Source organism: Enterobacter sp. (genome assembly GCF_977039595.1).
This window is the reverse complement of sequence record NZ_CDRQYH010000054.1, coordinates 1-25,061: the sequence shown is the minus strand read 5'-3', so window position 1 is coordinate 25,061 and position 25,061 is coordinate 1. Positions and strand designations below refer to the sequence as shown.

Here is a 25,061-nt window from a genome sequence, read left to right as displayed (position 1 = left end):
TACGAGCGCTGAACAAAATGACGAAAGCAGGTATGCCTGAAAGCGTGCGTATTGCCTGAAAACACAACCCGCTACGGGGGAGACTTACCCGAAATCTGATTTATTCAACAAAGCCTGTTATTCGACGTTCCTCGCGCCTTATGGTGCGAGAGTTAGGTTTTATGGGGTCTACCCTGGCCTCAACGAATTACTCGCCTTCAGCCGTCCATACTCTGGTCGAAATTGCTCTGCGTAAGGAGATGACGGCGAGTCAGCTGGTGCAACTGCTGGGCCTGGAAAAGTCCAGCGTCAGCCGGATGCTGGCTCGCCTGATTGCCGCGGGCGAACTCGAGGAGGTCATTTCTCCTGAGGATGCGAGAGCAAAGAGCCTCAGGCTGACCGCGAAAGGTCACGAGACGGTCAGCAAAATTAATGCCTTCAGCAATGAGCGGGTGGTCACAGCAATAAAGCGTCTTGCCCCTGCCCAGCAGCAGACCATTTCTGAAGGGCTCTCCCTTTATGCCAACGCGCTGCTGGCATGCCGTGAGGGGGGTAACGATATGCAGCCCGACGAGTTGAAGATAGTGCAGGGGTACATCCCCGGCATGATTGGCCGTATTGCGGAGATGCATGGCAGCTATTATTCGCGGGAGCATAACTTTGGTCGCTTCTTCGAGGCCAAAGTGGCTTCAGGGCTGGCCGAGTTTAGTGAAAGACTGGAGAAGCCCTGTAACCAGATTTGGCTGGCAGTACTCAACGACAAAATTGTCGGCTCGGTGGCGATCGATGGCGAGGATTTGGCTCCGGGTGAAGCCCATCTTCGCTGGTTTATTCTTGATGATGGCTGTCGGGGACACGGCGTGGGTAAAAAACTGCTGAATGAAGCGATGCGGTTCTGCGACAGGGCCGGTTTTTCTGCTGTGCACCTCTGGACATTCAATAAGCTGACCGCCGCCCGGCGTCTGTACGAGTCGTTTGGGTTTACGCTGGTAAAGGAGTGGGAAGGCGAGCAGTGGGGGAGCCTGATTACAGAACAGCAGTTTACCCGGTACAGTGACGCGTAATCGCCACCATAAAAAAGGCTCCTTTCGGAGCCGCTTCGGTATCAGAACACTTTTTTATACGGTCTCACCGTCACTTTTGCATACACACCCGCTGCAACGTACGGGTCTGCGTCAGCCCAGGCCTGAGCGGCTTCCTGGGATTCAAATTCAGCAATAACCGTGGAGCCGGCAAAACCGGCAGCACCCGGATCGTTGCTGTCGACTGCGGGCATGGGGCCAGCGGTCAGTAATCGGCCTTCATCCTGGAGCAGCTGCAAACGTGCCAGATGCGCAGGGCGCACAGACTGGCGTTTTTCGAGCGAATCAGCAACATCTTCAGAGTAAATTACGTAAAACACGGCGAAGCTCCTTAACCGGTAAAAGTGTCAGTTACGTTATGTGAAAGGGCAAACGACTGCAATGTAAAATAAAAACAATGTTAATACCCTGATCTGACTGCGCCTTTTTTGGCCTCTCAGGCGCTAAAGTTGCCCCAGAACAAAGTGTCTTATTGAATATGATTGCTATTTGCATTTAAAATCATGGTTCGGTTTTTTAACGTTGATGAATATGACTTCGATGACCCTTGATTTACCTCGCCGCTTTCCCTGGCCGACGCTGCTTTCTGTCGTGATTCACGGTGCCGTTGTGGCGGGTTTGCTGTATACCTCGGTTCATCAGGTTATTGAAATGCCCGCGCCTGCGCAGCCGATTTCGGTAACGATGGTCTCGCCAGCGGATCTCGAACCGCCGCAGGTTGCCCCTCCACCACCACAGCCGGTGGCTGAACCTGAGCCAGAACCCGAGCCCGTTCCGGAGCCACCGAAGGAAGCGCCGGTGGTGATCCACAAGCCTGAACCGAAGCCAAAACCTAAGCCGAAGCCAAAGCCGTTGAAGAAGGTCGAGGAGCGTCCGAAACGTGAGGAACGTCCGGTTGAACCGCGTACGACCCAGCCGGTGGAGAATGCGGCGCCTTCGCGTCCGGTGATGAATAACACCGCAACCGTGCCTAAGCCGACAATCAGTGCCCCTGCGGGTCCTCGCGCGCTGAGTCGCAACCAGCCTCAGTATCCGGCGCGAGCTCAGGCTTTGCGTATTGAAGGCCGCGTAAGGGTGAAATTTGACGTGACTGCGGATGGCCGAGTGGATAACGTGGAAATCTTGTCCGCTCAGCCTTCTAATATGTTTGAGCGCGAAGTGAAATCTGCAATGCGCAGATGGCGTTATGAGCCAGGCAAGCCGGGCAGCGGATTGATTGTGAATATCGTTTTCCGCCTGAACGGCGGGGCGCAGATGGAATAAAAAAAGCCTCCGAAAGGAGGCTTTTTTTTACTCGTCGATCAGGCCTGCGGAAGTTGACGAGGTTTACCCTCGCTGTCCACGGCGACATAAATAAACAGGGCCTCAGTGGCCTTATAACGCTGCCCAATCGGCTCAGAAGAGACTTTCTTAACCCACACTTCGATGTTAATTGAAATAGAGGTATTGCCGCGTTTGACGCAGCGCGCATAGCAGCAAACCACATCACCTACCGCAACCGGGCGCAGGAAGGTCATGCCGTCCACTCGCACAGTCACCACGCGCCCGTGGGCGATCTCTTTTGCCAGAATTGCGCCGCCCATATCCATCTGCGACATCAGCCAGCCGCCAAAAATATCGCCATTGGCATTGGTGTCAGCGGGCATTGCCAGTGTGCGTAAAACCAGTTCGCCCTGTGGGGCGTTAGTTGTTGTCATTGTTTTAACTCGTAACGGAAGACTTCAGGCGGGATGCTACTATGATTTTACAGCGGAGAGAATAGACCAGAACGCCTGTCGCTGACGTTCTGGTCAGTCATTAATCAGTGCTTGTCGTCCTGCGGCATGTGGCGATAAATGTATACGCCGCTTAACAGCGTGAAGATAAGGGTCAGTGCGGTCAGGCCGAAGACCTTAAAGTTGACCCAGATATTCTGCGGCAGCCAGAAAGCAATATAGATGTTAGCGAGACCGCAGAGAATAAAGAAGACCGCCCACGCGATATTCAGACGGGACCAGACTTCCTGAGGCAGCGTCAGCTCTTTGCCCAGCATGCGTTGGATGAGCGGTTTTTTCATCACCCACTGGCTGATTAATAAAGCGCCCGCAAACAGGGCGTAAATCACGGTCACTTTCCACTTGATAAATTCATCGTTATGGAAGAACAGAGTCAGTCCGCCGAATACGGCGACCAGGACGAAGGTGACCAGCGCCATTTTTTCGACTTTACGATAGCGAACCCAGCTGTAGATCAGAACAACTGCCGTTGCAACGATCAGCGCAGTGGTCGCGGCATAAATATCGTACAGCTTATAAAAAGCAAAAAAGACCACGAGCGGTAAAAAATCAAGAAACTGCTTCATTCTGTGATTCCATCTTCTGAGCGGGGCGGGAGGCTGCGATGCCTCCCGCCTCTGGATTACTGACGAATTAACATATACAGGCGGAACAGATAGACCAGCAGTACCGCTGAAATCAGGTTGCTAAGCGTATTCGCCACTACCGCGCCAACATTTGGCGTTAATACCGCAAAATTCGGTGCAAACAACAGCAGGAGCGTTTTGGCGAGCAGCCAGCCGATCACGGCGTGCGCCACCAGACGCATATTAGCCCATGCCAGTCGGATGCTGCTGCGCATCGCGGTAAAAATACCCATCTTATCCTGCACGACCATCACAGGCGCAAATGAGAGCACGATAGCCAGCAGTACGCCCGGCACCACGACCAGCATTATCCCCATCTGCACCAGCAGGGTAGTCAAAAAGATCAGGATAAACAGCTTAGGTAAGACCGGCGCGCTGGCACCAATCGCCCGTAAGGCGCTGACCCGGTGACCCGCCGATACAAGCTGAATCATCAGCAAAACGCCGCCCGCCAGAACTGCATTACCAATCAGGCCCGAGAAGGTGGACGCGGCAGAGGCGCGCAGCAGGATTTGCTGCTGTTCCGGCGTCATGTTTTGCACCAGCTCAAACAACCCCACGCTACCCGCAAGATGGTCGCCCTGGCTCAGGCTGGCAATCTGTTCTTCACTCGGTGAAAACGCATGACCCAGCACCACCGTGATAAAGGCGCAAAGCAACGCGATCAGTAAAAAGGTTATGAACTGATTGCGGAAAAAGTTTCCCGTGTCACGGTAGACAGACTTCGCCGTGATAGACATGCACTCTCCTTGAGTATTGCAGGTGTTAATTAGCCGGCAATTGTACACCGGATGCACCTGCTGTGGCAGCATCAAGGCTTGTATGGAAAAGCATATCTTTGTAAAGCGGCGGTAATCCCACGCGTGCGCGTGCGCGATTGCAGGCTTCGTTGACCTGGCCATCTTCCCCCGACATGGCAAATTCCCGACACGGGCTGGGCCGATCCTCATAGATGGAACACCGGGTAGAGACCCCGGGCTCACCCTGTAGCGCCACACAGCGAGCCTGCTTTTGGTTCGTGCCGCTCATGCAGCGCAAAAAGGGGGTTAATGGCTCAGTAAGATGAACCGGAACGGTACCGCCGCCATCGCTGGCTTCGGCCCAGTAGAAAGAGACTCGAAAATACGCACAACAGGCTCCGCACGTCATGCACGGGTTAATATCACTCATGGCACACCTGCAAAAGAAGAACGCATCAAATCAATTTGGGAGAGCGATAAATTATCCAGCCGCCAGAGGAAGAGCAAGGGGGGGAAAAGGGAAAATTTTGTAACCGTGAAATGCCAAAAATTGACATGTAAACAACTTATCGCTTTTGAACGCGCCACAAAAAATTAACCCAGATCAATGAATGTTAAGTTACTGGTTTTAATGTGATCTGTGGCAGATCACTTATTACCCTTTTGTGAGTATATTCTCATCCGCGATTAAAACCACAACGATGGAGCGGATATGAAAAAATTAGCGGTGGCAGCCCTTGTATTAAGCAGTCTCTCTGGCGGCGCGTACGCGCATGAAGCAGGCGAATTCTTTATTCGTGCCGGTTCGGCTACGGTTCGCCCAACTGAAGGATCGGATAACGTGCTGGGTATGGGCGGTTTTAACGTCAGTAATAACACCCAGTTAGGTTTAACTTTCACCTATATGGCGACGGATAACGTGGGCGTTGAGCTTCTGGCTGCAACACCGTTCCGTCATCGCGTGGGCCTCGGGCCAACCGGTGATATCGCCACGGTTCACCATTTACCGCCAACGCTGATGGCGCAGTGGTACTTCGGTGACTCAAGCAGCAAGGTGCGTCCTTATATTGGCGCCGGTGTGAACTACACCACCTTCTTTGATGAGAAATTCAACGATACCGGTAAAGAGGCGGGTCTGACGGATCTCAGCCTGAAAGATTCGTGGGGCATGGCGGGGCAGGTCGGTCTGGATTACCTGATTAACCGCGACTGGTTAATTAACGCCTCCGTCTGGTATATGGATATTGATACGGACGTACGCTTCAAGGCGGGCGGTCAGCAGCAAAGTATCAACACGCGACTGGATCCGTGGGTGTTTATGTTCTCCGCGGGTTATCGTTTCTAATCCCCCTTCAAACTGGCCACAGGGTGGCCAGTTTGCTTTGCTCACTTCAAAACGACGGATAAACCGGCCGCTCATCAAGCTTTACGCAGTGCCTCAGGATCGTTTCCCCATCATATAAATAGCTGAAAGCGTCGCTGGACAGGGAATGGAAGAGAATATCGCCGTTGGCAAACGGGATAATTTCGGTATCACCCGCACGTTTATGTCCCGCGCCGGTTTCAAAATGGCCGCGCCATCGTTCCTGGGTATGGTCATAAACGTGCAGAATAATCTCGACAAGTCCTCTTTGCGGACAATCAAGGCGCAGGAAGGTGGAAGAGAAATTCAGGGACAGCGCATGGAAGGGAATCAATAAGGCGAAAACCAGTAAAGCTCGTAAATACATCAAATCGCGAAAACCTCCTTCAAAAGGGAAATGAGATTTTACTTAAGTCAAAAATCGCGTTTTTGCCGTGGATCAAGATGTCTTATAATTCAATACGATAAAGGCCCCTGGTGAGGCCCTTAGCGATCATTTTTGAATTAGATAGCGAATGGTCGGGCCATCCTGCTGGATATCCAGCACCGTATAACCGTGGTTTTTCGCATCCAGCGGTATGTTGTTGATGGACTGCGGGCAGTCGCTCACCACCTCCAGAATTTCCCCTTTCTTTAGCTGCGGTAGCGCTTCAAGCGTAGCCACCGCCGGATATGGACAGGGCTCGCCAACCATATCCAGACGATAATCAGGCACGATTTCTTTCATGCTGCATTCTCCTGCGTTTCTGTTTTAACGCTCGCACGGCGGAAGAAACGTTTCTCCTGTGCGACGACCAGTAAAAAAGCAACCAACAGCAGGGCGTAGGTGACCAGCAGGCCGCCGAGAGGGCCGAAGGTGCTCAGCAGGTTGACCTTGTCCCAACTTGTGGCAAGCGCCGGGGACAAATCGTCCCAGAAGTACGCCAGGACCGTCGAGCCAATCACATTTCCAATACCCACCCACCAGTAGTGCACCTGACCTTCGACGGCACGGTACATCCAGCCGGTTTCACACCCGCCGGCCAGCATGATCCCGAAGCCGAACAGCAGGCCGCCAATGACCGCGTTAGGACCGGCCCACATGATTTTCGGTTCGACGCCCAGTTGAACATAGCTGAAGATGCCGATGGCGCTGACCGCCATCCCGGCGATAATCGCCTTCGCCATCATCGTGCGGCCGGTGATCCACATATCGCGAAACGCGGAGGTGAAGCAGATCTGCGCACGTTCAATGAGCAGACCAAAACCCACGCCGAACAGCATCGCCAGACCGAGTTTGAGCTGGTTCAGAGCTGTACACAGCGCCCATGCCACCATAGCGAAAAAGACCAGCATTCCGAGACGGAAACGGCGGCGTGCCTGAGAGGGCTTCTGGGTTAACGGAGACGCTGCGCTGACTTTTGTCATTTTCACCGGAATGCGGAACAGCGGCAGCAGGGTAAATTTTGCCCCAAAGTAAGAGCCGATGGCCGTGGCGACGGCAAAGAACCAGGCGTGAAGCGAAAACTGAGGAATCCCCGTAAAGAAAGCGGCCAGGTTACAGCCCATCGCCAGACGGGCGCCAAACCCGGCAATGATACCGCCGACAACTGCCTGAAGAATGCGGATCCGGCTTTTGGGCATACGCAACTTAACGTTGTTTGCCCACAGCGCCGCCGCGAAACAGCCGCCGAACATGCCGATGATCATCATCCCGTCGATGCGGGTAAGCGGGGTGCCGTCCAGATGAATGAGTTTAAAGTAACCCCACTCTTCGGCATGCACGCCTGCGAGCTGCAGCAGCTGACCACCCCAGCGGGTGAACTCGCCGGTCACTGCCCAGAACGTACCGGTAATGCCAAAATAACAAGTTGAGAGAATGCCAGCCGCGATAACGGCCGGAACGGGTGACCAGAACTTAACCAGGTAAGCCTGTTTGAAGGATTGCCATGACATGAATAAGCCTCTGAACTCAGAAGGATTAAAGATAAAAAAGAGTCCAGATCATACGCTTACATAACAGTTTGAAAAGCCATTCACACCGAAAATATCGAAAGGATCAATTTTGACGTAATACTTTGTTGAAGGCGGGGAAGAAAGGGTAACCGTCTGGCAGGGGTGCCAGACGGTGGAGGTGTCAGGCTTTACGCGTCGCCGCCTTCATGGCAGTCACAAACGCTTTCAGCTCGGCCAGCATCTGCTCGGGTTTATCCACGTTCTTCTCGATGATCTTCACAATTGCAGAGCCAGAGATGGCACCCGCAGCCTTCGCGTCAATCGCCGCGGTGACCTGATCCGGAGAAGAGATCCCGAACCCCTGCAGCGGCGGCGCGGCATGGTACTCGGCCAGCTTCTCCACCAGATGATGCAGCGGCAGGGCGGCTTTATTCTCGGCACCGGTCACGCCTGCGCGGGAGAGCAGGTAGGTGTAACCGCGCCCGTAAGAGGCTATCTGGCGCAGCAGTGAGTCATCCGCGTTCGGCGGGCAGATGAAAATCGGGGCGACGTTGTGACGCATCGCAGCCTGGCGGAACGGCGCGGACTCCTCGACCGGCACGTCTGCCACCAGAACGGAGTCGACGCCTACGCGTGCGCACTCGGCGTAAAACTCATCAATACCGCGGTTGAACACCAGGTTGGCGTACATCAGCAGGCCAATCGGAATGGTCGGATGCTTCTGGCGAATTGCCGCCAGCATCTCAAAGCACTGGGTTGGCGTCACACCAGAGGCAAACGCGCGCAGAGTCGCATTCTGAATGGTTGGGCCATCTGCCAGCGGGTCAGAGAACGGGATCCCCAGCTCCAGCGCGTCGGCACCGGCCTCAATCAGGGTGTCGATAATCTTTAGCGACTGTTCCGGGCCCGGGTCTCCCAGGGTGACGAAGGGAACGAACGCGCCTTCCTGGCGGGATTTCAGTTCTGCAAATACGTTATCGTAGCGTTCCATCAGATTTCCCCTCGTGCTTTCAGAATATCGTGAACGGTGAAGATATCTTTGTCACCGCGGCCGGAAAGGTTCACCACCAGCAGCTGCTCTTTTTCCGGATTGTCTTTCATCATTTTCAGCGCGTGCGCCAGGGCGTGGGAAGACTCCAGCGCCGGGATGATCCCTTCGCTGCGACACAGCGTTTTAAACGCTTCCAGCGCTTCGTCATCGGTAATGGAGACATAGTCCGCGCGACCCGTACTGTTAAGATAGGCGTGCTGCGGCCCGACGGACGGGAAGTCGAGGCCGGCGGAGATAGAGTAAGACTCTTCAATCTGGCCTTCATCGGTCTGCATCATCGGGGATTTCATGCCGAAGTAGATCCCCACGCGGCCATGCTTCAGCGGCGCGCCGTGTTCACCCGATTCAATGCCGTGACCGGCAGGCTCGACGCCAATCAGACCCACGCTGGTGTCGTCGATAAAGTCTGCGAACATGCCGATGGCGTTTGACCCGCCGCCGACGCAGGCGATCACCGCATCCGGCAGGCGACCCTCTTTTTCAAGGATCTGCGCTTTGGTCTCTTCCCCGATCATGCGCTGAAATTCGCGCACGATGGTCGGGAACGGGTGCGGGCCCGCCGCGGTTCCGAGCATATAGTGCGCGGTTTCATAGCTGCCGGACCAGTCGCGCAGCGCTTCGTTACAGGCATCTTTCAGCGTCGCGGAACCGCTATGCACCGGGATCACTTCCGCACCCATCAGGCGCATACGGAAGACGTTCGGAGACTGACGCTCAACGTCTTTCGCCCCCATATAGATGCGGCATTTCAGGCCGAGCAGGGCGCTGGCGAGCGCCGAGGCCACGCCGTGCTGGCCCGCGCCGGTTTCGGCGATGATTTCGGTTTTGCCCATACGCTTCGCAAGCAGCGCCTGGCCCAGCACCTGGTTAGTTTTATGTGCGCCGCCGTGCAGCAGGTCTTCACGCTTAAGATACAGCGTGGTTTTCGTGCCTTCCGTCAGGTTGCGGCATTTGGTCAGGGCCGTTGGGCGGCCGGCATAGTTTTTCAGCAGGTCGGTAAATTCAGCCTGAAACGCCGGATCCTTTTGCGCGCTGACAAACGCTTCTTCCAGCTGGCGCAGCGCGGGCATCAGGATTTGCGGGACGTACATCCCGCCGAACTCACCAAAATACGGGTTAAGTAATGTCGTCATCTTCTCTTCCTTAATATGCACGCAGAGTTTTAAAAACCGAGGCCAGCTTGCTGGCATCTTTGATACCCGGTTCTGACTCTACGCCTGAATTGAAATCGAGGCCTGCGCAGCCGGTTTTCGCGGCTTCTACGCAGTTGTCCGGGCTTAATCCGCCCGCCAGCAGAACGTTGTCCAGCTTTTCGCCGTTCAGCAGAGACCAGTCAAAACGCTGGCCGCTTCCGCCCTGGCCGTTATCGAGAACGTATTTATCCACGTGGTTCAGGTTACGCGGGGGCAACGTATCGCCAACGCTTTGCGCTTTCCAGATCTGTACCTGCGGCGCCAGCGTGTCGCGCAGGGCATCGACATAGGCCTGATCTTCATCGCCGTGCAGCTGCACCGCGCTCAGGGATAACGCGTCGGCTTTTTCAACCACCTCGGCGATATCCGCATTGCGGAACACGCCAACATAGCTGAGCGGTGCCGCGGCGATGATCTTACGCGCCTGCTCTTCGCTAACCGCGCGAGGAGAGGAATCCACAAAAATCAGCCCGCCATAAATCGCTCCGGCTTCATACGCGGCCTGGGCGTCCTGTTCGCGGGTTAAGCCGCAGACTTTGTTTTCACCCAGCAGCACGCGACGCACTGCCGCATTGAGATCGTCATGTTCCATCATGGCGGAGCCAATCAGGAAACCGTTGGCGAAGTGGCTCAGCTCGCGCACCTGGGCGTAGCTGTTAATGCCGGATTCGCTGATCACCGTGACGCCAGCGCCCAGACGCGGCGCCAGCTGGCGCGTGCGGTTCAGGTCGATTGACAGATCGCGCAGATCGCGGTTGTTAATGCCGACCACTTTGGCTTCCAGCGCAATCGCGCGCTCCAGCTCCTCTTCGTTGCTCACTTCGGTCAGCACGCCCATTTTCAGGCTGTGCGCGACGGCAGAGAGCTGGCGGTACTGCTCGTCGTCAAGCACCGAGAGCATGAGCAGGCAGGCGTCGGCCTGGTAAAAGCGCGCCAGCCAAATCTGATAAGGGTCGATAATAAAGTCTTTGCACAGGATCGGCTGCGGCGCGATGCCGCTGACGATCGGCAGAAAATCGAAGCTGCCCTGAAAATATTTCTCATCCGTCAGCACGGAGATGGCTGAGGCATGATGCTTATAAATACCGGCAATGCGCGCCGGGTCGAAATCGTCACGGATAACGCCTTTGGAAGGGGACGCTTTTTTGCACTCAAGAATAAACGCGGTGCGCGCACCCTGCAGGGCGTCATAGAAACGACGGCTGCTCGGGACGACGTCGTTCTGAAAACTGGCAAGCGGCTGCTGTTGCTTGCGGGCTTCCACCCAGATGGCCTTATCGGCAACGATTTTCGCTAAAACGGTCTGCATTCTTTACCCTCTTGCCGCAAGTGCGGTAACGCGATCGTAAGCTGCACCGGAGCGCAGTACATCCAGAACTTTTTGAACGTTGGCCTTCAGGTCTTCCTCACCGTGCAAACGCATCAGCATGGCAACGTTGGCGGCAACGGCGGCCTCATGGGCGACCTCTCCCTTACCTTGTAATAAGCGCGTCAGAATGTCACGGTTTTCTTCCGGGGTACCGCCTGCCAGCGCTTCCTGGTGATACGGAGTTAAACCAAAGTCAGCGGCTTCGAGCTGGTAGCTCAGGATTTCACCGTCGCGCAGTTCGGCCACCAGCGTCGGCGCATGCAGTGACACTTCGTCCATTCCGCCGCTGTGCACTACGGCGGCACGCTGGTAACCCAGCACGCGCAGCGTCTCGGCAATCGGCAGGACCAGCTCCGGGCTGTAGACACCGATCAGCGCCAGCGGCGGGTGCGCCGGGTTGATCAGCGGGCCGAGCACGTTAAACAGCGTGCGGGTTTTAAGCTGCTGACGAACCGGCATCGCATGGCGGAAACCGGTGTGATACTTCGGCGCAAACAGGAAGCAGACGCCCAGGTCATCCAGCGCTTCACGGGAACGTTCGGCGTTCATATCGAGATTAATGCCGAATGCGGCGAGCAGATCGGAAGAACCTGACCGGCTGGACACGCTGCGGTTACCGTGTTTTGCGACCTTTAAACCACACGCTGCCGCTACGAAGGCGCTGGCGGTGGAGATATTGATGCTGTTACTGCCGTCTCCCCCGGTGCCGACGATATCGGCAAACTGATAGTCCGGGCGCGGGAACGGGGCGGCATTTTCCAGCAGAGCCGTGGCGGCACCGGCGATCTCCTGCGGGCTTTCGCCGCGGACCTTCATGCTCACCAGCGCGGCCGCCAGCTGCTCAGGCTTCAGCTCGCCGCGAACCACGGCGGAGAAGAGCTGGTGGCTCTCCTGCTGGCTCAGGGTCTGCGCCTGATAGAGTTTTTCCAGAATCGGCTGCAGGGTGTTGGTCTGCTCCAGCTTCTGCAACGCCCAGTCGAGCGTCTGCTCCAGCAGGCGGGCACCGTGAGAGGTCAGGATGGATTCCGGATGGAACTGCATCCCGCAGACGCGATCCGCGTCGTGACGCACCGCCATCACCATCCCTTCAAACGAGGCGTTGATGGTCAGCCCGGCGGGAATGTTGCTGCCGACCAGCGAGTGGTAGCGCGCGACCGGGAGCGGATTCGGCAGCCCGGCAAACATTGCCTGGCCGTCATGTTCAATGCTGGACGCTTTACCGTGCAGGATCTCTCCCGCCTGGCCAACGTAGCCGCCGTAGGCTTCCACAATCGCCTGATGGCCGAGGCAGATGCCGATAATCGGCAGCTTGCCGCGCATACGGGTCAGCAGCTCCGGCATACAGCCCGCTTCGCTCGGTGCGCCAGGCCCAGGAGAGAGCATCAGCACCGGGTTTTGCATGGTTGCCAGACGGTCAATCAGGGTCTGGGCCGGCACGTGGTTGCGATAGATAACGACGTTATGTCCATTCGCACGCAGCTGATCTGCCAGGTTATAGGTAAAGGAGTCGATATTATCGAGCAGCAGAATGTCAGCCATCAGAAAATCTCCTGTGCATGGTGTGCGGTAGCAATGGCGCGAAGGACCGCTCGGGCTTTACTGCGCGTTTCGTCAGCTTCAGACTGCGGAACGGAATCAAGAACAATCCCGGCTCCCGCCTGGACGGTGGCAATGCCGTCTTCGACATAGGCGGAACGAATTACTATGCAGGTATCAAGATCGCCGTGGGCGGTGAAGTAACCCACCGCGCCGCCGTAGCTGCCGCGACGACGCCCTTCGGCGGCGGCAATCAGCTGCATGGCGCGCACTTTCGGCGCGCCGCTCAGGGTGCCCATATTCATGCAGGCACGGTAGGCGTGCAGCACGTCGAGGTCGTGGCGCAGCTCACCGACCACGCGAGAGACCAGGTGCATCACGAACGAATAACGGTCAACTTTGGTCAGATCCGCCACGTAGCGGCTGCCCGGGGTGCAAATGCGTGCCAGGTCGTTACGCGCCAGGTCAACCAGCATAAGATGCTCGGAGAGCTCTTTGTGGTCGGTGCGCATTTCCAGCTCGATGCGGCTGTCGAGATCGCGATCCAGCGAGCCATCGGCGCGTCGTCCGCGCGGACGGGTTCCGGCGATCGGGTAAATTTCAATCTGGCGGCTGGTGGCGTCGTACTTCAGCGAGCTTTCCGGCGAGGCGCCGAAAAGCGTGAATTCGTTGTCCTGCATAAAGAACATGTACGGGCTCGGGTTGCTCTTTTTCAGCACGTCGTAGGCTGCCAGCGGAGACGGGCAGGGCAGCGAGAAGCGACGGGACGGTACAACCTGGAAAATTTCCCCGGCGCGAATCGCTTTTTGCATCTGGCGAACCACGGCGCCGTACTGATCGTCGGTCTGGTTCACATCGCAGGTCATTTTTTCCACTCGCTGCACCGGAAGCGCAGGCGGCGCTTCCGTCATCTGCTGCTGAAGCTGCGCGATGCGATGCTCAAGACGGTTTTTCTCAGCGGTCGAAGGCGTGAACAGGCTGGCCTGAATGCGGGTGTATTGTTTCTGATGGTCGATCACCAGCAGGGTTTCGGCCAGATAGAAACAATAGTCCGGGCAGCGATTGCCCTGCTCGGTTTCCGGTAAATCTTCAAAGCCAGCGACCAGATCGTAGGCAAACAGCCCACCAAAGAACATCGCTTCACGCTCATCGTGCGGAACGGTGACCAGGTTCTGCAGCAGGCGGAAGGCATCAAAGACGGACAGGGAGCAGAGGCGCGCGTCTTCATCCAGCAGTTGGCTAACCGGCGGGAAATGCAGAATGCGCATTTCTGGATGACGTTCGTTTTCAATGCCTGAAGGCAGGGCGGCATCCAGCAGCGGCAGCAGCGAGGCGCCATTGTCTGATAAAGCCTTAATTGTGACGGTGTCACCTAGAGCGGTAATGCGCAACGCGCTGTCGACCAGCAGCAGGCTCTTGAGATCGTCCTTGCTGTCGATGTCCGCAGATTCCAGCAGCAGCGTCGCCGGACGTGCACCGCATACCTGATGAAACAGCGCGGTCGGGTTGTGGCGGTAGGCCGCCTCGCAGGTCAGCAGTTCGAGATGAGGTTTGGCTGTTTGCATTATATTGTTCTCATTTTCTGTTCAAAAAAAAGCCCGCTTGGAAGCGGGCTGGGTATCTGTTTGCATTTCGCAGACGCGTGACACTGCCCGAAGATCAGGAAGTACGCCACCAACCGTGCAGAGTGAAATGTGCTGTCATTTTCAGATACCTTTCTCGTGTGAACTTGCGTACTAGTTAACTAGTTCGATGGCGTGTTGTCAACCCTTGATTTCAGAATTTCGATATAAGTCGGTATCATGATGGTTTCGGATGTCTCCAACCTGTTATGGGAAGTGCTTTGAGCGATACCACCTACGCTATTATTTATGATTTACACAGCCATACTCAGGCCTCTGATGGCCTGCTGACACCCGAAGCCCTGGTTCATCGTGCCGTTGAAATGCGCGTTGGTACGCTGGCGATAACCGATCACGATACGACGGATGCAATACCGGCGGCGCGCGCCGAGATCGCCCGCAGCGGGCTGGCGCTTAATCTGGTGTCCGGTGTCGAAATTTCGACCGTCTGGGAAAACCATGAGATTCATATCGTTGGCCTGAACATCGATATAGACCATCCGGCACTTACTGCCTTTTTGCAAGAACAAAAAACGCGACGCAACCAGCGCGCAGAGATGATCGGCGAGCGTCTGGAAAAGGCGCATATTCCGGGCGCGCTGGAAGGTGCCCAAAAGCTGGCGAACGGCGGGGCGGTCACGCGCGGTCATTTCGCCCGTTTTCTGGTAGAGGCGGGTAAAGCCGCGACGATGGCGGACGTCTTTAAAAAATATCTGGCGCGCGGGAAAACCGGATACGTTCCGCCACAGTGGTGTACAATAAAACAAGCTATTGATGTGATTCATCATTCTGGCGGTAAGGCCGTGCTGGCCCATCCGGGCCGGTATAATCTTTCTGCTAAATGGCTGAAAAGGCTGCTGGCGCACTTTGCCGAATGCGGTGGCGAGGCGATGGAAGTCGCCCAGTGTCAGCAGGCGCCCAACGAGCGCGCCCAGCTCGCGACCTATGCCCGCCAGTTCGGCCTGTTTGGGTCACAGGGGTCTGATTTCCATCAGCCCTGCGCGTGGATCGAACTGGGGCGCAAGCTCTGGCTGCCCGCTGGCGTTGAGCCGGTCTGGCAGCTCTGGGAACAGCCGCAGCAAATTGAAGAGAGGGAAGTATGAGTCAGTTTTTCTATATCCATCCGGATAACCCGCAGCCACGTCTGATTAACCAGGCGGTGGAGATCGTCCGCAAAGGCGGCGTGATTGTCTACCCGACCGATTCAGGCTACGCGCTGGGCTGCAAAATTGAAGACAAAGGGGCAATGGAGCGTATTTGCCGTATTCGCCAGCTGCCGGACGGGCATAACTTTACCCTGATGTGCCGCGATCTCTCTGAGCTGTCCACCTATGCTTATGTGGATAACGTGGCGTTTCGCCTGATTAAGAACAATACGCCGGGTAACTACACCTTCATCCTGAAAGGGACGAAAGAGGTGCCGCGCCGCCTGCTGCAGGAAAAGCGCAAGACTATCGGTATGCGCGTGCCGTCGAACCCGATAGCGCAGGCGCTGCTGGAAACCCTCGGCGAACCGATGCTTTCTACCTCGCTGATGCTGCCCGGCAGCGAGTTTACCGAGTCCGATCCGGAAGAGATCAAAGATCGTCTGGAAAAGGTGGTCGAGCTAATTATTCACGGCGGCTATCTCGGCCAGCAGCCCACTACCGTGGTCGACTTAACCGAAGATGCGCCGGAAGTGATTCGAGAAGGCGTGGGTGACGTAAAGCCTTTCTTGTAATGGTATAAGCAGATATACTACGCGGCCATCAAAGCAGGGCTCAGCCCTCTTTTGACCTGATTCGACGCCTGTGAAGGCGACACCTGAGGAAGCTCAATGAGCGAGAAGTTACAGAAAGTGCTGGCGCGTGCCGGCCACGGTTCACGCCGTGAAATCGAAGCCATTATTGAAGCGGGCCGCGTGAGTGTGGACGGTAAAATCGCCACGCTGGGTGACCGCGTAGAAATCGTACCGGGGCTGAAGATCCGTATCGACGGTCATCTTATCTCCGTGAAAGAGTCTGCCGAACAAATCTGCCGCGTGCTGGCTTACTACAAGCCGGAAGGCGAGCTGTGCACCCGCAACGACCCGGAAGGTCGCCCGACGGTGTTTGACCGTCTGCCTAAACTGCGCGGCGCTCGCTGGATTGCCGTTGGTCGTCTGGACGTAAACACCTGCGGCCTGCTGCTGTTTACCACCGATGGTGAACTGGCGAACCGTCTGATGCACCCAAGCCGTGAAGTGGAACGTGAATACGCGGTGCGCGTGTTTGGCCAGGTTGACGAGAATAAACTGCGCGACCTGTCGCGTGGCGTTCAGCTGGAAGACGGTCCTGCGGCGTTCAAAACCATCAAGTTCACCGGTGGAGAAGGTATCAACCAGTGGTACAACGTGACCCTGACCGAAGGCCGCAACCGCGAGGTGCGTCGTCTCTGGGAAGCGGTGGGCGTACAGGTTAGCCGCCTGATCCGCGTCCGCTACGGCGACATCCTGCTGCCGAAAGGGCTGCCGCGCGGTGGTTATACCGAACTGGATCTGACCCAAACCAACTACCTTCGCGAGCTGGTTGGCCTGACGCCGGAAACCACCTCTAAAGTGGCGGTGGAAAAAGACCGTCGTCGCATGAAGGCGAATCAGATCCGTCGCGCGGTGAAGCGCCACAGCCAGGTGAGCAGCAGCCGCCGCTCCGGCAGCCGTAATAACAACGGTTAATGTAAAAGCCCGGTGAATTCACCGGGCTTTTTTCTTTAGTAATCAATCCCTATTTGCGCTTTGACTCCCGCATCAAACGCATGTTTAACCGGACGCAGCTCGCTGACGGTATCTGCCAGCTCCAGAATATCCCGATGGCACCCGCGGCCCGTGATGATAACCGTCTGATGGGCGGGACGGTCTTTCAGGGCATTAAGCACGTCTTCCAGCGGCAAATAGTCGTAGGCGACCATATACGTGATCTCATCCAGCAGAACCATATTGAGTGAAGGATCGGCCAGCATTCTTTTAGCGTGCTCCCAGACGGCCAGACAGGCTGCGGTATCGGTTTCGCGGTTCTGGGTGTCCCACGTAAATCCGGTCGCCATCACCTGGAACTCAACGCCGTGGGGCTCAAGCAGATTACGCTCGCCATTAGGCCACTCACCTTTAATAAACTGGATAACGCCGACCTTCTGCCCGTGGCCGACCGCGCGGGTAGCGGTGCCAAACGCGGCGGTGGTTTTGCCTTTGCCGTTGCCGGTAAAGACGATGACGATCCCGCGCTCGTCCTGTGCTGTCGCGACGCGCGCATCGACCTGTTCTTTCAGACGCTGCTGGCGCTGCTGATGGCGTTCTTCACTCATTGCGAAATTCCTGGTTTACGGCCCGGCTGGGCGTCGAAGGTCATCCCGGTTTTGCGGCGGCTGTCGTCGCCCATCAGCCAGAGATAGAGCGGCATAATGTCTGCCGGGGTTTTCAGCTTCTGCGGATCTTCGCTCGGGAACGCGCTGGCGCGCATTTTGGTGCGCGTACCGCCCGGGTTAATGCAGTTTACGCGCAGATGGCGGCTTTGATACTCCTCCGCCAGTACCTGCATCATGCCTTCGGTCGCGAATTTTGATACAGCATAGGCACCCCAGTTTGCGCGTCCTTCACGACCAACGCTGGAAGAGGTAAAGACCAGAGACCCTGACTCGGATTTGAGTAATAAAGGAAGCAATGCCTGTGTGAGGAAAAACGTGCCGTTAACGTTGACCTGCATCACCTGCTGCCAGATATCAGGGTCCTGTTCATCCATTGGACGCACTTCGCCTAACAAACCGGCGTTATGCAGCACGCCGTCGAGTCTCGGATAGTGAGCGCTAATGCGCTGGGCTAATTCCTGGCACACTGCGGGCGTGCAGGTCAGTAAATCGAGGGTATACCACGGGGCTGGCGTGCCAGATACTGACTCAATCTCCTGAGCGACGCTTTTCAGTTTTTCTTCGTTGCGCCCAATCAGAATGACGTTCGCGCCATATTCGGCGTATGTCAGGGCCGCCTCGCGGCCAATCCCGTCGCTCGCACCGGTAACAAGAATGATCCGGTTTTGCAGCAGATTTTTTTGCGGTTGATAATGCACGGTGACTCCTCAGGCGACCGGTAACGCAATGGCGCCTTTATGATGACTTTTCGGCTTTATGCCCGAATTCGCCTGATAATTCAATCAGTCTACAGGACGCATTACTGTAAAATTAACAATTTGCAAATATTTAAACTCCAGTTCGGGGATTCCTGAAGGCGGCTCGCAGAGGTAATGTCACGAGCGAGACGCATGGGCAGGGCTGTTGTACACTGCCGTGAAAGATTCGTGGTTAAATCAAGGTGGAACGCGTGGAATTACTTTCTCAATATGGGTTGTTTTTGGCCAAAATCGCGACGGTGGTGGTTGCCATTGCGGTAGTTGCCGTTCTGATTGTCAACCTGACGCAGCGCAAGCGTCAGCGTGGGGAGTTACGCATCACCCGCCTGAGCGAGCAGTATAAAGAGATGCAGGATGATATGTCTCTGGCGCTGCTTGATAGTCATCAACAGAAACTCTGGCTGAAAGCGCAGAAGAAAAAGCATAAACAGGAAGCTAAAGCGGCAAAAGCAAAAGCAAAACTCAATGCGCCGCAGGATAAGGCCACGCCACGGGTCTATGTGCTCGATTTTAAAGGCAGTATGGATGCGCATGAGGTTTCTTCTCTGCGGGAGGAGGTGACCGCCGTTCTGGCCGTGGCGACACCGCAGGATCAAGTTGTCGTGCGTCTTGAAAGCCCGGGCGGGGTGGTTCACGGTTACGGACTGGCCGCCTCACAGCTGCAGCGCCTGCGTGAAAAACAGATCCCGCTGACCGTGGCCGTGGATAAAGTGGCAGCGAGCGGTGGCTACATGATGGCCTGCGTGGCGGACAAAATTGTTGCCGCGCCGTTCTCCATTATCGGCTCGATCGGCGTGGTTGCGCAGATCCCGAACTTTAACCGCTTCCTGAAAAATAAAGAGATTGATATTGAACTTCACACCGCGGGTCAGTACAAACGCACCCTGACGCTGCTGGGGGAAAACACGGAGGAAGGGCGCCAAAAATTCCGTGAGGATCTCAACGAAACGCATCATCTCTTTAAAGATTTTGTGCACCGTATGCGCCCGACGCTGGACATTGAGCAGGTTGCGACGGGCGAGCACTGGTATGGCGTTCAGGCGCAGGAGAAAGGGCTGGTGGATGAAGTCGGAACCAGCGACGATCTTCTGCTCAACCTGATGGAAGGCCGGGAACTGGTGGGGGTACGCTTTACCCAGCGCAAGCGACTCCTTGACCGCTTTACCAACAGTGCGGCAGAAAGTGCTGACCGCCTGCTGCTGCGCTGGCTACAGCGCGGACAAAAACCCCTGTTGTAAACAAAAACGCGAGGCAGATGCCTCGCGTTTTGCATTAATCGACCAGGTGATATTTCTCTGAAAGCGTATGCGCCAGATATTTAAACATGTTAAACACGGCGGTGCTTTTCGGGGTCGGCAACCCCTGTTCGTCAAGGAAGTATTCGCCGCTGAAAACCAGCACCCCATTACGCTGTTCTACGCCGGTGGCTTCAATACCCGCCAGCGTATCTTCATGGTCACGGATAAGCTTGTTTGCTTCGATAAGCAGAGAGGCTCGGTCAATAGGTTGGGTCGTATTCTGCATAATCCACTCCTTAAACAGTGACAATAGTCTACGCCGGGGGTGCTTTGGGGGCAAATTTTCCCTGTAATGTGAGGGGATAAGCTGCAGGGGCCTGGCTGGCGGGATTTGCTTTTGCATGCTAATAAAGTTGCGTAACGAATTTTATCAGGTAGAGTGTGCGCTTTCGTCATTCTGGCAACAGAATTGCTTGACATTCAACCGGGAATTCGTCACGAATTACACGAGATGTGAGAAAAATACCCGAGAACTCAATCACCTGGGCGTCTTTTCTTTAACGCCCGGTAAGACAAAGGGGTTGATATCTCCTGACGCAGTCGCAATATCATTGGCTCGTCGTCAGCGGAAGGGAAATCAACGTGCGGCGTATTCCTGGAAGAATTAAATTAGGTAAAGGTGAATATGGGTAAAGCTCTCGTCATCGTTGAGTCCCCGGCAAAAGCCAAAACGATCAATAAGTATCTGGGTAATGACTACGTGGTTAAGTCCAGCGTTGGTCATATCCGCGATTTGCCGACCAGTGGCTCAGCCAGCAAAAAGAGCGCAGACTCTACCTCCACTAAAGGGGCTAAAAAGCCTAAAAAGGATGAACGTAGCGCGCTTGTCAACCGCATGGGTGTTAACCCATGGCATAACTGGGATGCACAATATGAAGTGCTTCCAGGGAAAGAAAAAGTCGTTAACGAGCTGAAGCAGCTTGCTGAAAAAGCAGACCACATCTATCTCGCAACCGACCTTGACCGCGAAGGGGAAGCCATTGCGTGGCACCTGCGGGAAGTGATTGGTGGTGATGACAAACGCTACAGCCGTGTAGTGTTTAACGAAATTACGAAGAATGCGATTCGTCAGGCGTTTGAGAAGCCGGGCGAACTGAATATCGACCGTGTAAACGCCCAGCAGGCACGTCGCTTTATGGACCGCGTTGTGGGCTACATGGTTTCTCCACTGCTGTGGAAGAAGATTGCCCGTGGCCTGTCCGCAGGGCGTGTGCAATCCGTCGCAGTGCGTCTGGTCGTTGAGCGTGAGCGCGAGATTAAAGCCTTCGTCCCGGAAGAGTTCTGGGAAGTTGACGCCAATGTGACCACGCCGGGCGGTGACGCTCTGCCGCTGCAGGTCAGCCATCAGAACGATAAGCCTTTCCGTCCAGAAAACCGCGACCAGACCATGGCCGCCGTGGCGCTGCTTGAAAAGGCACGCTATCAGGTGCTGGAACGCGAAGACAAACCGACCAGCAGTAAGCCTGGTGCGCCTTTTATCACCTCCACCCTGCAACAGGCTGCAAGTACGCGTCTGGGTTATGGCGTGAAGAAGACCATGATGATGGCCCAGCGTCTGTATGAAGCGGGCTATATCACCTACATGCGTACCGACTCAACCAACCTGAGCCAGGACGCGGTCAACATGGTGCGCGGCTACATCAGCGACAACTTCGGTAAGAAATACCTGCCGGAAAGCGCTAACCAGTTTGCCAGCAAAGAGAACTCTCAGGAAGCGCACGAAGCGATTCGTCCTTCTGATGTCTCTGTCCTGGCTGAATCGCTGAAGGATATGGAAGCCGACGCGCAGAAGCTGTATCAGCTGATCTGGCGCCAGTTCGTGGCGTGCCAGATGACGCCAGCGCAGTACGACTCCACCACGCTGACCGTTGGCGCGGGTGAGTTCCGTCTTAAAGCTCGCGGTCGTATCCTGCGTTTTGACGGCTGGACGAAAGTGATGCCTGCGCTGCGTAAAGGCGATGAAGACCGAACGCTGCCGGCAGTGAACAAAGGGGATGAACTCTCGCTGGTTGACCTCGTGCCTGCCCAGCACTTCACCAAGCCGCCTGCGCGCTTCAGTGAAGCGTCCCTGGTGAAAGAGCTGGAAAAACGCGGTATTGGTCGACCGTCGACCTACGCGTCCATCATCTCGACGATTCAGGACCGTGGCTACGTGCGCGTTGAAAACCGCCGTTTCTATGCGGAAAAAATGGGCGAGATCGTCACCGACCGTCTGGAAGCAAACTTCCGCGAGTTGATGAACTACGATTTCACCGCGCAAATGGAAGACAGCCTCGACCAGGTTGCCAGCCATCAGGCGGAATGGAAAAAGGTACTCGACAGCTTCTTCAGCGACTTTACCGACCAGCTTGAAAAAGCGGAGAAAGATCCTGAAGAGGGCGGCATGCTGCCTAACCAGATGGTTCTGACCAGCATCGACTGTCCAACCTGCGGCCGCAAGATGGGGATCCGCACCGCAACCACGGGCGTCTTCCTTGGCTGCTCCGGCTACGCGCTGTCGCCAAAAGAGCGCTGCAAAACCACCATCAACCTGGTGCCTGAGAACGAAGTTCTCAACGTGCTGGAAGGTGACGATGCGGAAACGAATGCTCTGCGTGCCAAACGCCGCTGCAAGAAATGCGGCACGGCAATGGACAGCTACCTGATCGATCCCAAACGCAAGCTGCACGTTTGCGGTAATAACCCAACGTGTGACGGATACGAGATCGAAGAGGGCGAGTTCCGCATTAAGGGCTATGACGGCCCGATTGTGGAATGCGAGAAGTGCGGTTCTGAAATGCACCTGAAAATGGGGCGTTTCGGTAAGTACATGGCGTGTACTAACGACGAGTGTAAAAACACGCGCAAAATTCTGCGTAACGGCGAAGTGGCTCCGCCGAAGGAAGATCCGGTTCCGCTGCCAGAGCTGCCGTGCGAGAAATCCGACGCGTACTTCGTGCTGCGTGACGGCGCTGCGGGTGTCTTCCTCGCCGCCAACACCTTCCCGAAATCGCGTGAAACGCGCGCGCCGCTGGTGGAAGAGCTGCATCGCTTCCGCGATCGTCTGCCTGAGAAACTGCGTTATCTGGCCGATGCGCCACAGCAGGATCCGGAAGGCAACAAAACCGTGGTGCGCTTTAGCCGTAAAACAAAGCAGCAGTATGTTGCGGCAGAGAAAGAGGGTAAAGCGACCGGATGGTCAGCCTTCTTTGTCGATGGCAAATGGGTTGAAGGCAAGAAATAATCTTCCCTTACCGTAACTTACCTGTAAAAGGGCCGGATTTCCGGCCCTTTTTTATTGCCTTGTTATTATTTTTTGTTCCGTACTATACAGTCAGGCTATAAATGATATAGTGGTTATAGTTAACCTGTTTCTTATTATTAAATCGTCTTAAGCGATTGACCGCATGCGCTAAATCGGATGGTCTGGCATGAAATTACAGCAGCTTCGTTATATCGTTGAGGTGGTGAATCATAACCTTAACGTCTCTTCTACCGCCGAGGGGTTATATACCTCGCAACCGGGCATCAGCAAACAAGTTCGTATGCTGGAGGATGAGTTAGGCATTCAGATCTTCGCCCGCAGCGGTAAGCATCTTACCCAAGTGACGCCTGCGGGGCAGGAAATCATCCGCATTGCGCGGGAAGTCCTCTCTAAAGTCGATGCGATCAAGTCTGTGGCCGGGGAGCATACCTGGCCGGATAAAGGCTCGCTGTATATTGCCACGACGCATACTCAGGCGCGCTATGCGTTACCTGGTGTCATCAAAGGCTTTATAGAGCGTTATCCTCGCGTTTCTTTGCATATGCACCAGGGGTCGCCAACGCAAATCGCTGAAGCCGTTTCCAAGGGGAATGCAGACTTCGCCATCGCCACCGAAGCGCTTCACCTCTATGACGATCTGGTGATGCTCCCGTGCTACCACTGGAACCGTTCTATCGTGGTGACCCCCGATCACCCCCTGGCAGGTAAAGGGTCCGTCACTATCGAAGAGCTGGCCCAATATCCTCTGGTGACGTATACGTTTGGCTTTACCGGACGCTCCGAGCTTGATACGGCCTTTAATCGGGCAGGGTTAACGCCACGCATTGTCTTTACCGCGACGGATGCCGACGTGATTAAGACCTATGTGCGGCTTGGTCTGGGGGTGGGTGTTATTGCCAGCATGGCGGTGGACCCGGTGTCAGACCCTGATCTGGTGCGTCTTGATGCGCACGATGTTTTCAGTCATAGCACCACTAAGATTGGCTTCCGTCGCAGCACCTTCCTGCGCAGCTATATGTATGATTTTATTCAGCGCTTTGCCCCTCATTTAACGCGTGACGTTGTTGATACCGCCGTTGCATTACGCTCAAATGAAGATATTGAAGAGATGTTTAAAGATATCAAACTCCCCGAAAAATAATCACACCCGGTATCTTTCCCTAAGGGAAAGATACCGAAATAACGCCTCAAAGCTAAATTAGAATTATCATCATCTGCGTATCCCCTGTCATATAATGTCATTATCCATTTAATCAGTAGGGTTATAATGTCGTGAATTGACGACAAAAGTAGAAACTAATTAACGCCTTCGCAAATTTTCTTTTCAATTATTAATTTCTGGTCAAAAGAATGAATATTTCATACCTTCCGGTGCGTAAATTCACTGGCTTTTCGGCTAAAGTTTCTTTAGGATTTATCTCAACAGATGATTAATTGTACCAATTGTTTGGTCCTAAATGATAAGCGATGTCGATTGTATGAGGTTAGCAATGCCTTCAGGAAGTGAAGAACCGCAAAGGGATCCTGCGCTCAAGCGTAAAGCCTGGCTGGCGGTCTTTCTCGTCTCTACCCTGTTTTGGGTGGTGGTTGCTCTCCTGGCCTGGAAATATTGGGGTTGAATATGGCAGTGACGGTACGTACAGAAACGGTAAAACAGATGTGTCAGCATCGTGACAACGGCCACAGAGGGCGTAAAGCACCTGCGACTGTTGTACCCGCGTCCTGGAAACTGACGCCGCAGCAGCAGGCGTTTATTGATGTGTTCGCAGAAGACGAACCCAAAAAACAATAATTTAGTTTATTGCGTAATGATGCAAATAGTCTGAATATCGACTCTGCACTTTTGTACTCTTTAATAAATACACATCAGCAATATAGCACTGAGGACAAACCTCGGAACTTTTTATAAATAATGCCTGGTGTCCCTATGATGAATAACATGACGTCTCACAAATACTGGTCATGGATCGGCGTTTTTACCGTGTCGGGCTTTGTTGAATAAATCGAACTTTTGCTGAGTTGAAGGATCAGATCACGTATCTTCCCGACAACGCAGACCGTTCCGTGGCAAAGCAAAAGTTCAAAATCACCAACTGGCCCACCTACAATAAA

Annotated in this window: 29 protein-coding genes and 1 other annotated feature; of the genes, 13 read left to right on the top strand and 16 right to left on the bottom strand. The window is 55.0% G+C overall.

The features are described 5' to 3' along the window. Positions 1-140: 140 nt before the first annotated feature. Entirely contained in the window at positions 141-1,043 is a 903-nt protein-coding gene (locus ACWYRJ_RS15515) for a bifunctional helix-turn-helix transcriptional regulator/GNAT family N-acetyltransferase (protein WP_455508216.1), read from the top strand. Positions 1,044-1,084: 41 nt separating this feature from the next. On the opposite strand, the gene ACWYRJ_RS15510 is transcribed toward ACWYRJ_RS15515, so the two are convergent. Beyond that, positions 1,085-1,381 carry a YciI family protein gene (locus ACWYRJ_RS15510; RefSeq protein ID WP_023327637.1) on the bottom strand — a complete coding sequence of 99 codons (297 nt, stop codon included), beginning with the start codon at positions 1,379-1,381 and terminating at the stop codon, positions 1,085-1,087. A gap of 220 nt (positions 1,382-1,601) precedes the next feature. On the opposite strand from ACWYRJ_RS15510, the gene tonB reads away from it, so the two are divergent. Beyond that, positions 1,602-2,324, top strand: a complete 723-nt coding sequence (gene tonB / locus ACWYRJ_RS15505; RefSeq protein ID WP_455508217.1) for a TonB system transport protein TonB — start codon at positions 1,602-1,604, stop codon at positions 2,322-2,324. A 38-nt stretch (positions 2,325-2,362) separates the two neighbouring features. On the opposite strand, the gene yciA is transcribed toward tonB, so the two are convergent. The 4 genes from yciA to ACWYRJ_RS15485 all read right to left on the bottom strand — a co-directional run bounded on the left by yciA (position 2,363) and on the right by ACWYRJ_RS15485 (position 4,632). After that, positions 2,363-2,758 (bottom strand): acyl-CoA thioester hydrolase YciA, encoded by a 396-nt coding sequence (gene yciA, locus ACWYRJ_RS15500; RefSeq protein WP_008502796.1) that lies wholly within the window; start codon positions 2,756-2,758, stop codon positions 2,363-2,365. 104 nt (positions 2,759-2,862) lie between these two features. Beyond that, the gene (locus ACWYRJ_RS15495; protein ID WP_025756566.1) at positions 2,863-3,402 is read right to left on the bottom strand and encodes a septation protein A; all 540 of its coding nucleotides are present in this window, start codon (positions 3,400-3,402) and stop codon (positions 2,863-2,865) included. A 56-nt stretch (positions 3,403-3,458) separates the two neighbouring features. Then, complete coding sequence (locus tag ACWYRJ_RS15490; protein ID WP_455508215.1) at positions 3,459-4,202, bottom strand: YciC family protein; 744 nt, start codon at positions 4,200-4,202, stop codon at positions 3,459-3,461. Between the two features lie 25 nt (positions 4,203-4,227). Then, positions 4,228-4,632: a YkgJ family cysteine cluster protein gene (locus ACWYRJ_RS15485; protein ID WP_021240310.1), complete on the bottom strand. Its 405-nt coding sequence runs from the start codon at positions 4,630-4,632 to the stop codon at positions 4,228-4,230. On the opposite strand from ACWYRJ_RS15485, the gene ACWYRJ_RS15480 reads away from it, so the two are divergent. From ACWYRJ_RS15480 to ACWYRJ_RS15470, 3 genes are all read left to right on the top strand, one after another. Continuing rightward, positions 4,525-4,800 carry a hypothetical protein gene (locus ACWYRJ_RS15480; protein ID WP_455508218.1) on the top strand — a complete coding sequence of 92 codons (276 nt, stop codon included), beginning with the start codon at positions 4,525-4,527 and terminating at the stop codon, positions 4,798-4,800. The two genes, ACWYRJ_RS15485 and ACWYRJ_RS15480, sit on opposite strands and share 108 nt — an antisense overlap. Positions 4,801-4,914: 114 nt before the next feature. Next, a complete protein-coding gene (ompW, locus tag ACWYRJ_RS15475) occupies positions 4,915-5,547 on the top strand; it encodes an outer membrane protein OmpW (protein WP_023335963.1) in 633 nt (210 codons plus the stop codon). A gap of 145 nt (positions 5,548-5,692) precedes the next feature. Next, a complete protein-coding gene (locus ACWYRJ_RS15470; RefSeq protein ID WP_249576670.1) occupies positions 5,693-5,902 on the top strand; it encodes a hypothetical protein in 210 nt (69 codons plus the stop codon). Positions 5,903-6,058: 156 nt separating this feature from the next. Here ACWYRJ_RS15470 and yedF read toward each other — a convergent pair whose 3' ends face one another. From yedF to trpL, 8 genes are all read right to left on the bottom strand, one after another. Next, positions 6,059-6,292, bottom strand: coding sequence for a sulfurtransferase-like selenium metabolism protein YedF (gene yedF / locus ACWYRJ_RS15465; RefSeq protein ID WP_003856774.1), 234 nt, complete (start codon positions 6,290-6,292; stop codon positions 6,059-6,061). After that, the gene (gene yedE, locus ACWYRJ_RS15460) at positions 6,289-7,500 is read right to left on the bottom strand and encodes a selenium metabolism membrane protein YedE/FdhT (RefSeq protein ID WP_455508214.1); all 1,212 of its coding nucleotides are present in this window, start codon (positions 7,498-7,500) and stop codon (positions 6,289-6,291) included. Before yedE ends, yedF begins: the two co-directional genes overlap by 4 nt. A gap of 181 nt (positions 7,501-7,681) precedes the next feature. Then, on the bottom strand, positions 7,682-8,491 hold the full coding sequence (trpA, locus tag ACWYRJ_RS15455; protein WP_149367049.1) for a tryptophan synthase subunit alpha: 810 nt from the start codon (positions 8,489-8,491) through the stop codon (positions 7,682-7,684). Continuing rightward, positions 8,491-9,684, bottom strand: coding sequence for a tryptophan synthase subunit beta (trpB, locus tag ACWYRJ_RS15450; protein WP_024907111.1), 1,194 nt, complete (start codon positions 9,682-9,684; stop codon positions 8,491-8,493). Before trpB ends, trpA begins: the two co-directional genes overlap by 1 nt. 10 nt (positions 9,685-9,694) lie before the next feature. Then, the gene (gene trpCF, locus ACWYRJ_RS15445; protein ID WP_455508213.1) at positions 9,695-11,053 is read right to left on the bottom strand and encodes a bifunctional indole-3-glycerol-phosphate synthase TrpC/phosphoribosylanthranilate isomerase TrpF; all 1,359 of its coding nucleotides are present in this window, start codon (positions 11,051-11,053) and stop codon (positions 9,695-9,697) included. Between the two features lie 3 nt (positions 11,054-11,056). Then, entirely contained in the window at positions 11,057-12,652 is a 1,596-nt protein-coding gene (trpD, locus tag ACWYRJ_RS15440) for a bifunctional anthranilate synthase glutamate amidotransferase component TrpG/anthranilate phosphoribosyltransferase TrpD (RefSeq protein ID WP_126328721.1), read from the bottom strand. Next, positions 12,652-14,214, bottom strand: coding sequence for an anthranilate synthase component 1 (locus ACWYRJ_RS15435; protein ID WP_136194979.1), 1,563 nt, complete (start codon positions 14,212-14,214; stop codon positions 12,652-12,654). Before ACWYRJ_RS15435 ends, trpD begins: the two co-directional genes overlap by 1 nt. Before the next feature lie 23 nt (positions 14,215-14,237). After that, positions 14,238-14,332, bottom strand: a sequence feature (Trp leader region). Then, complete coding sequence (gene trpL / locus ACWYRJ_RS15430) at positions 14,309-14,353, bottom strand: trp operon leader peptide (RefSeq protein ID WP_106993556.1); 45 nt, start codon at positions 14,351-14,353, stop codon at positions 14,309-14,311. It overlaps the preceding feature by 24 nt. Positions 14,354-14,492: 139 nt before the next feature. On the opposite strand from trpL, the gene rnm reads away from it, so the two are divergent. From rnm to rluB, 3 genes are all read left to right on the top strand, one after another. Continuing rightward, entirely contained in the window at positions 14,493-15,374 is an 882-nt protein-coding gene (gene rnm, locus ACWYRJ_RS15425) for an RNase RNM (RefSeq protein WP_149367046.1), read from the top strand. Next, positions 15,371-15,991: an L-threonylcarbamoyladenylate synthase gene (locus tag ACWYRJ_RS15420; RefSeq protein WP_003856793.1), complete on the top strand. Its 621-nt coding sequence runs from the start codon at positions 15,371-15,373 to the stop codon at positions 15,989-15,991. Before rnm ends, ACWYRJ_RS15420 begins: the two co-directional genes overlap by 4 nt. 96 nt (positions 15,992-16,087) lie before the next feature. After that, a complete protein-coding gene (rluB, locus tag ACWYRJ_RS15415) occupies positions 16,088-16,963 on the top strand; it encodes a 23S rRNA pseudouridine(2605) synthase RluB (protein WP_023312076.1) in 876 nt (291 codons plus the stop codon). A 35-nt stretch (positions 16,964-16,998) separates the two neighbouring features. Here rluB and cobO read toward each other — a convergent pair whose 3' ends face one another. Both cobO and ACWYRJ_RS15405 read right to left on the bottom strand, forming a co-directional pair. Beyond that, positions 16,999-17,589, bottom strand: a complete 591-nt coding sequence (gene cobO / locus ACWYRJ_RS15410; protein ID WP_455508212.1) for a cob(I)yrinic acid a,c-diamide adenosyltransferase — start codon at positions 17,587-17,589, stop codon at positions 16,999-17,001. Continuing rightward, positions 17,586-18,347 carry a YciK family oxidoreductase gene (locus ACWYRJ_RS15405; protein ID WP_127731299.1) on the bottom strand — a complete coding sequence of 254 codons (762 nt, stop codon included), beginning with the start codon at positions 18,345-18,347 and terminating at the stop codon, positions 17,586-17,588. The genes cobO and ACWYRJ_RS15405 overlap by 4 nt, the downstream gene beginning before the upstream one ends. Before the next feature lie 251 nt (positions 18,348-18,598). On the opposite strand from ACWYRJ_RS15405, the gene sohB reads away from it, so the two are divergent. Further along, positions 18,599-19,645 carry a protease SohB gene (gene sohB / locus ACWYRJ_RS15400; RefSeq protein ID WP_133294574.1) on the top strand — a complete coding sequence of 349 codons (1,047 nt, stop codon included), beginning with the start codon at positions 18,599-18,601 and terminating at the stop codon, positions 19,643-19,645. A 34-nt stretch (positions 19,646-19,679) separates the two neighbouring features. Here the strand turns inward: sohB and ACWYRJ_RS15395 are convergent, their stop codons facing one another. Further along, the gene (locus ACWYRJ_RS15395; protein ID WP_003856804.1) at positions 19,680-19,931 is read right to left on the bottom strand and encodes a YciN family protein; all 252 of its coding nucleotides are present in this window, start codon (positions 19,929-19,931) and stop codon (positions 19,680-19,682) included. 399 nt (positions 19,932-20,330) lie between these two features. Here ACWYRJ_RS15395 and topA point away from each other — a divergent pair, with 399 nt between their 5' ends. The 4 genes from topA to ACWYRJ_RS15375 all read left to right on the top strand — a co-directional run bounded on the left by topA (position 20,331) and on the right by ACWYRJ_RS15375 (position 24,741). After that, complete coding sequence (gene topA, locus ACWYRJ_RS15390; protein ID WP_133294573.1) at positions 20,331-22,928, top strand: type I DNA topoisomerase; 2,598 nt, start codon at positions 20,331-20,333, stop codon at positions 22,926-22,928. Between the two features lie 187 nt (positions 22,929-23,115). Beyond that, on the top strand, positions 23,116-24,090 hold the full coding sequence (gene cysB, locus ACWYRJ_RS15385) for an HTH-type transcriptional regulator CysB (protein WP_008502814.1): 975 nt from the start codon (positions 23,116-23,118) through the stop codon (positions 24,088-24,090). A 337-nt stretch (positions 24,091-24,427) separates the two neighbouring features. Continuing rightward, entirely contained in the window at positions 24,428-24,568 is a 141-nt protein-coding gene (locus ACWYRJ_RS15380) for a YmiA family putative membrane protein (RefSeq protein WP_213327741.1), read from the top strand. A 2-nt stretch (positions 24,569-24,570) separates the two neighbouring features. Next, the gene (locus tag ACWYRJ_RS15375) at positions 24,571-24,741 is read left to right on the top strand and encodes a hypothetical protein (protein ID WP_032656727.1); all 171 of its coding nucleotides are present in this window, start codon (positions 24,571-24,573) and stop codon (positions 24,739-24,741) included. Positions 24,742-25,061: the final 320 nt, after the last annotated feature.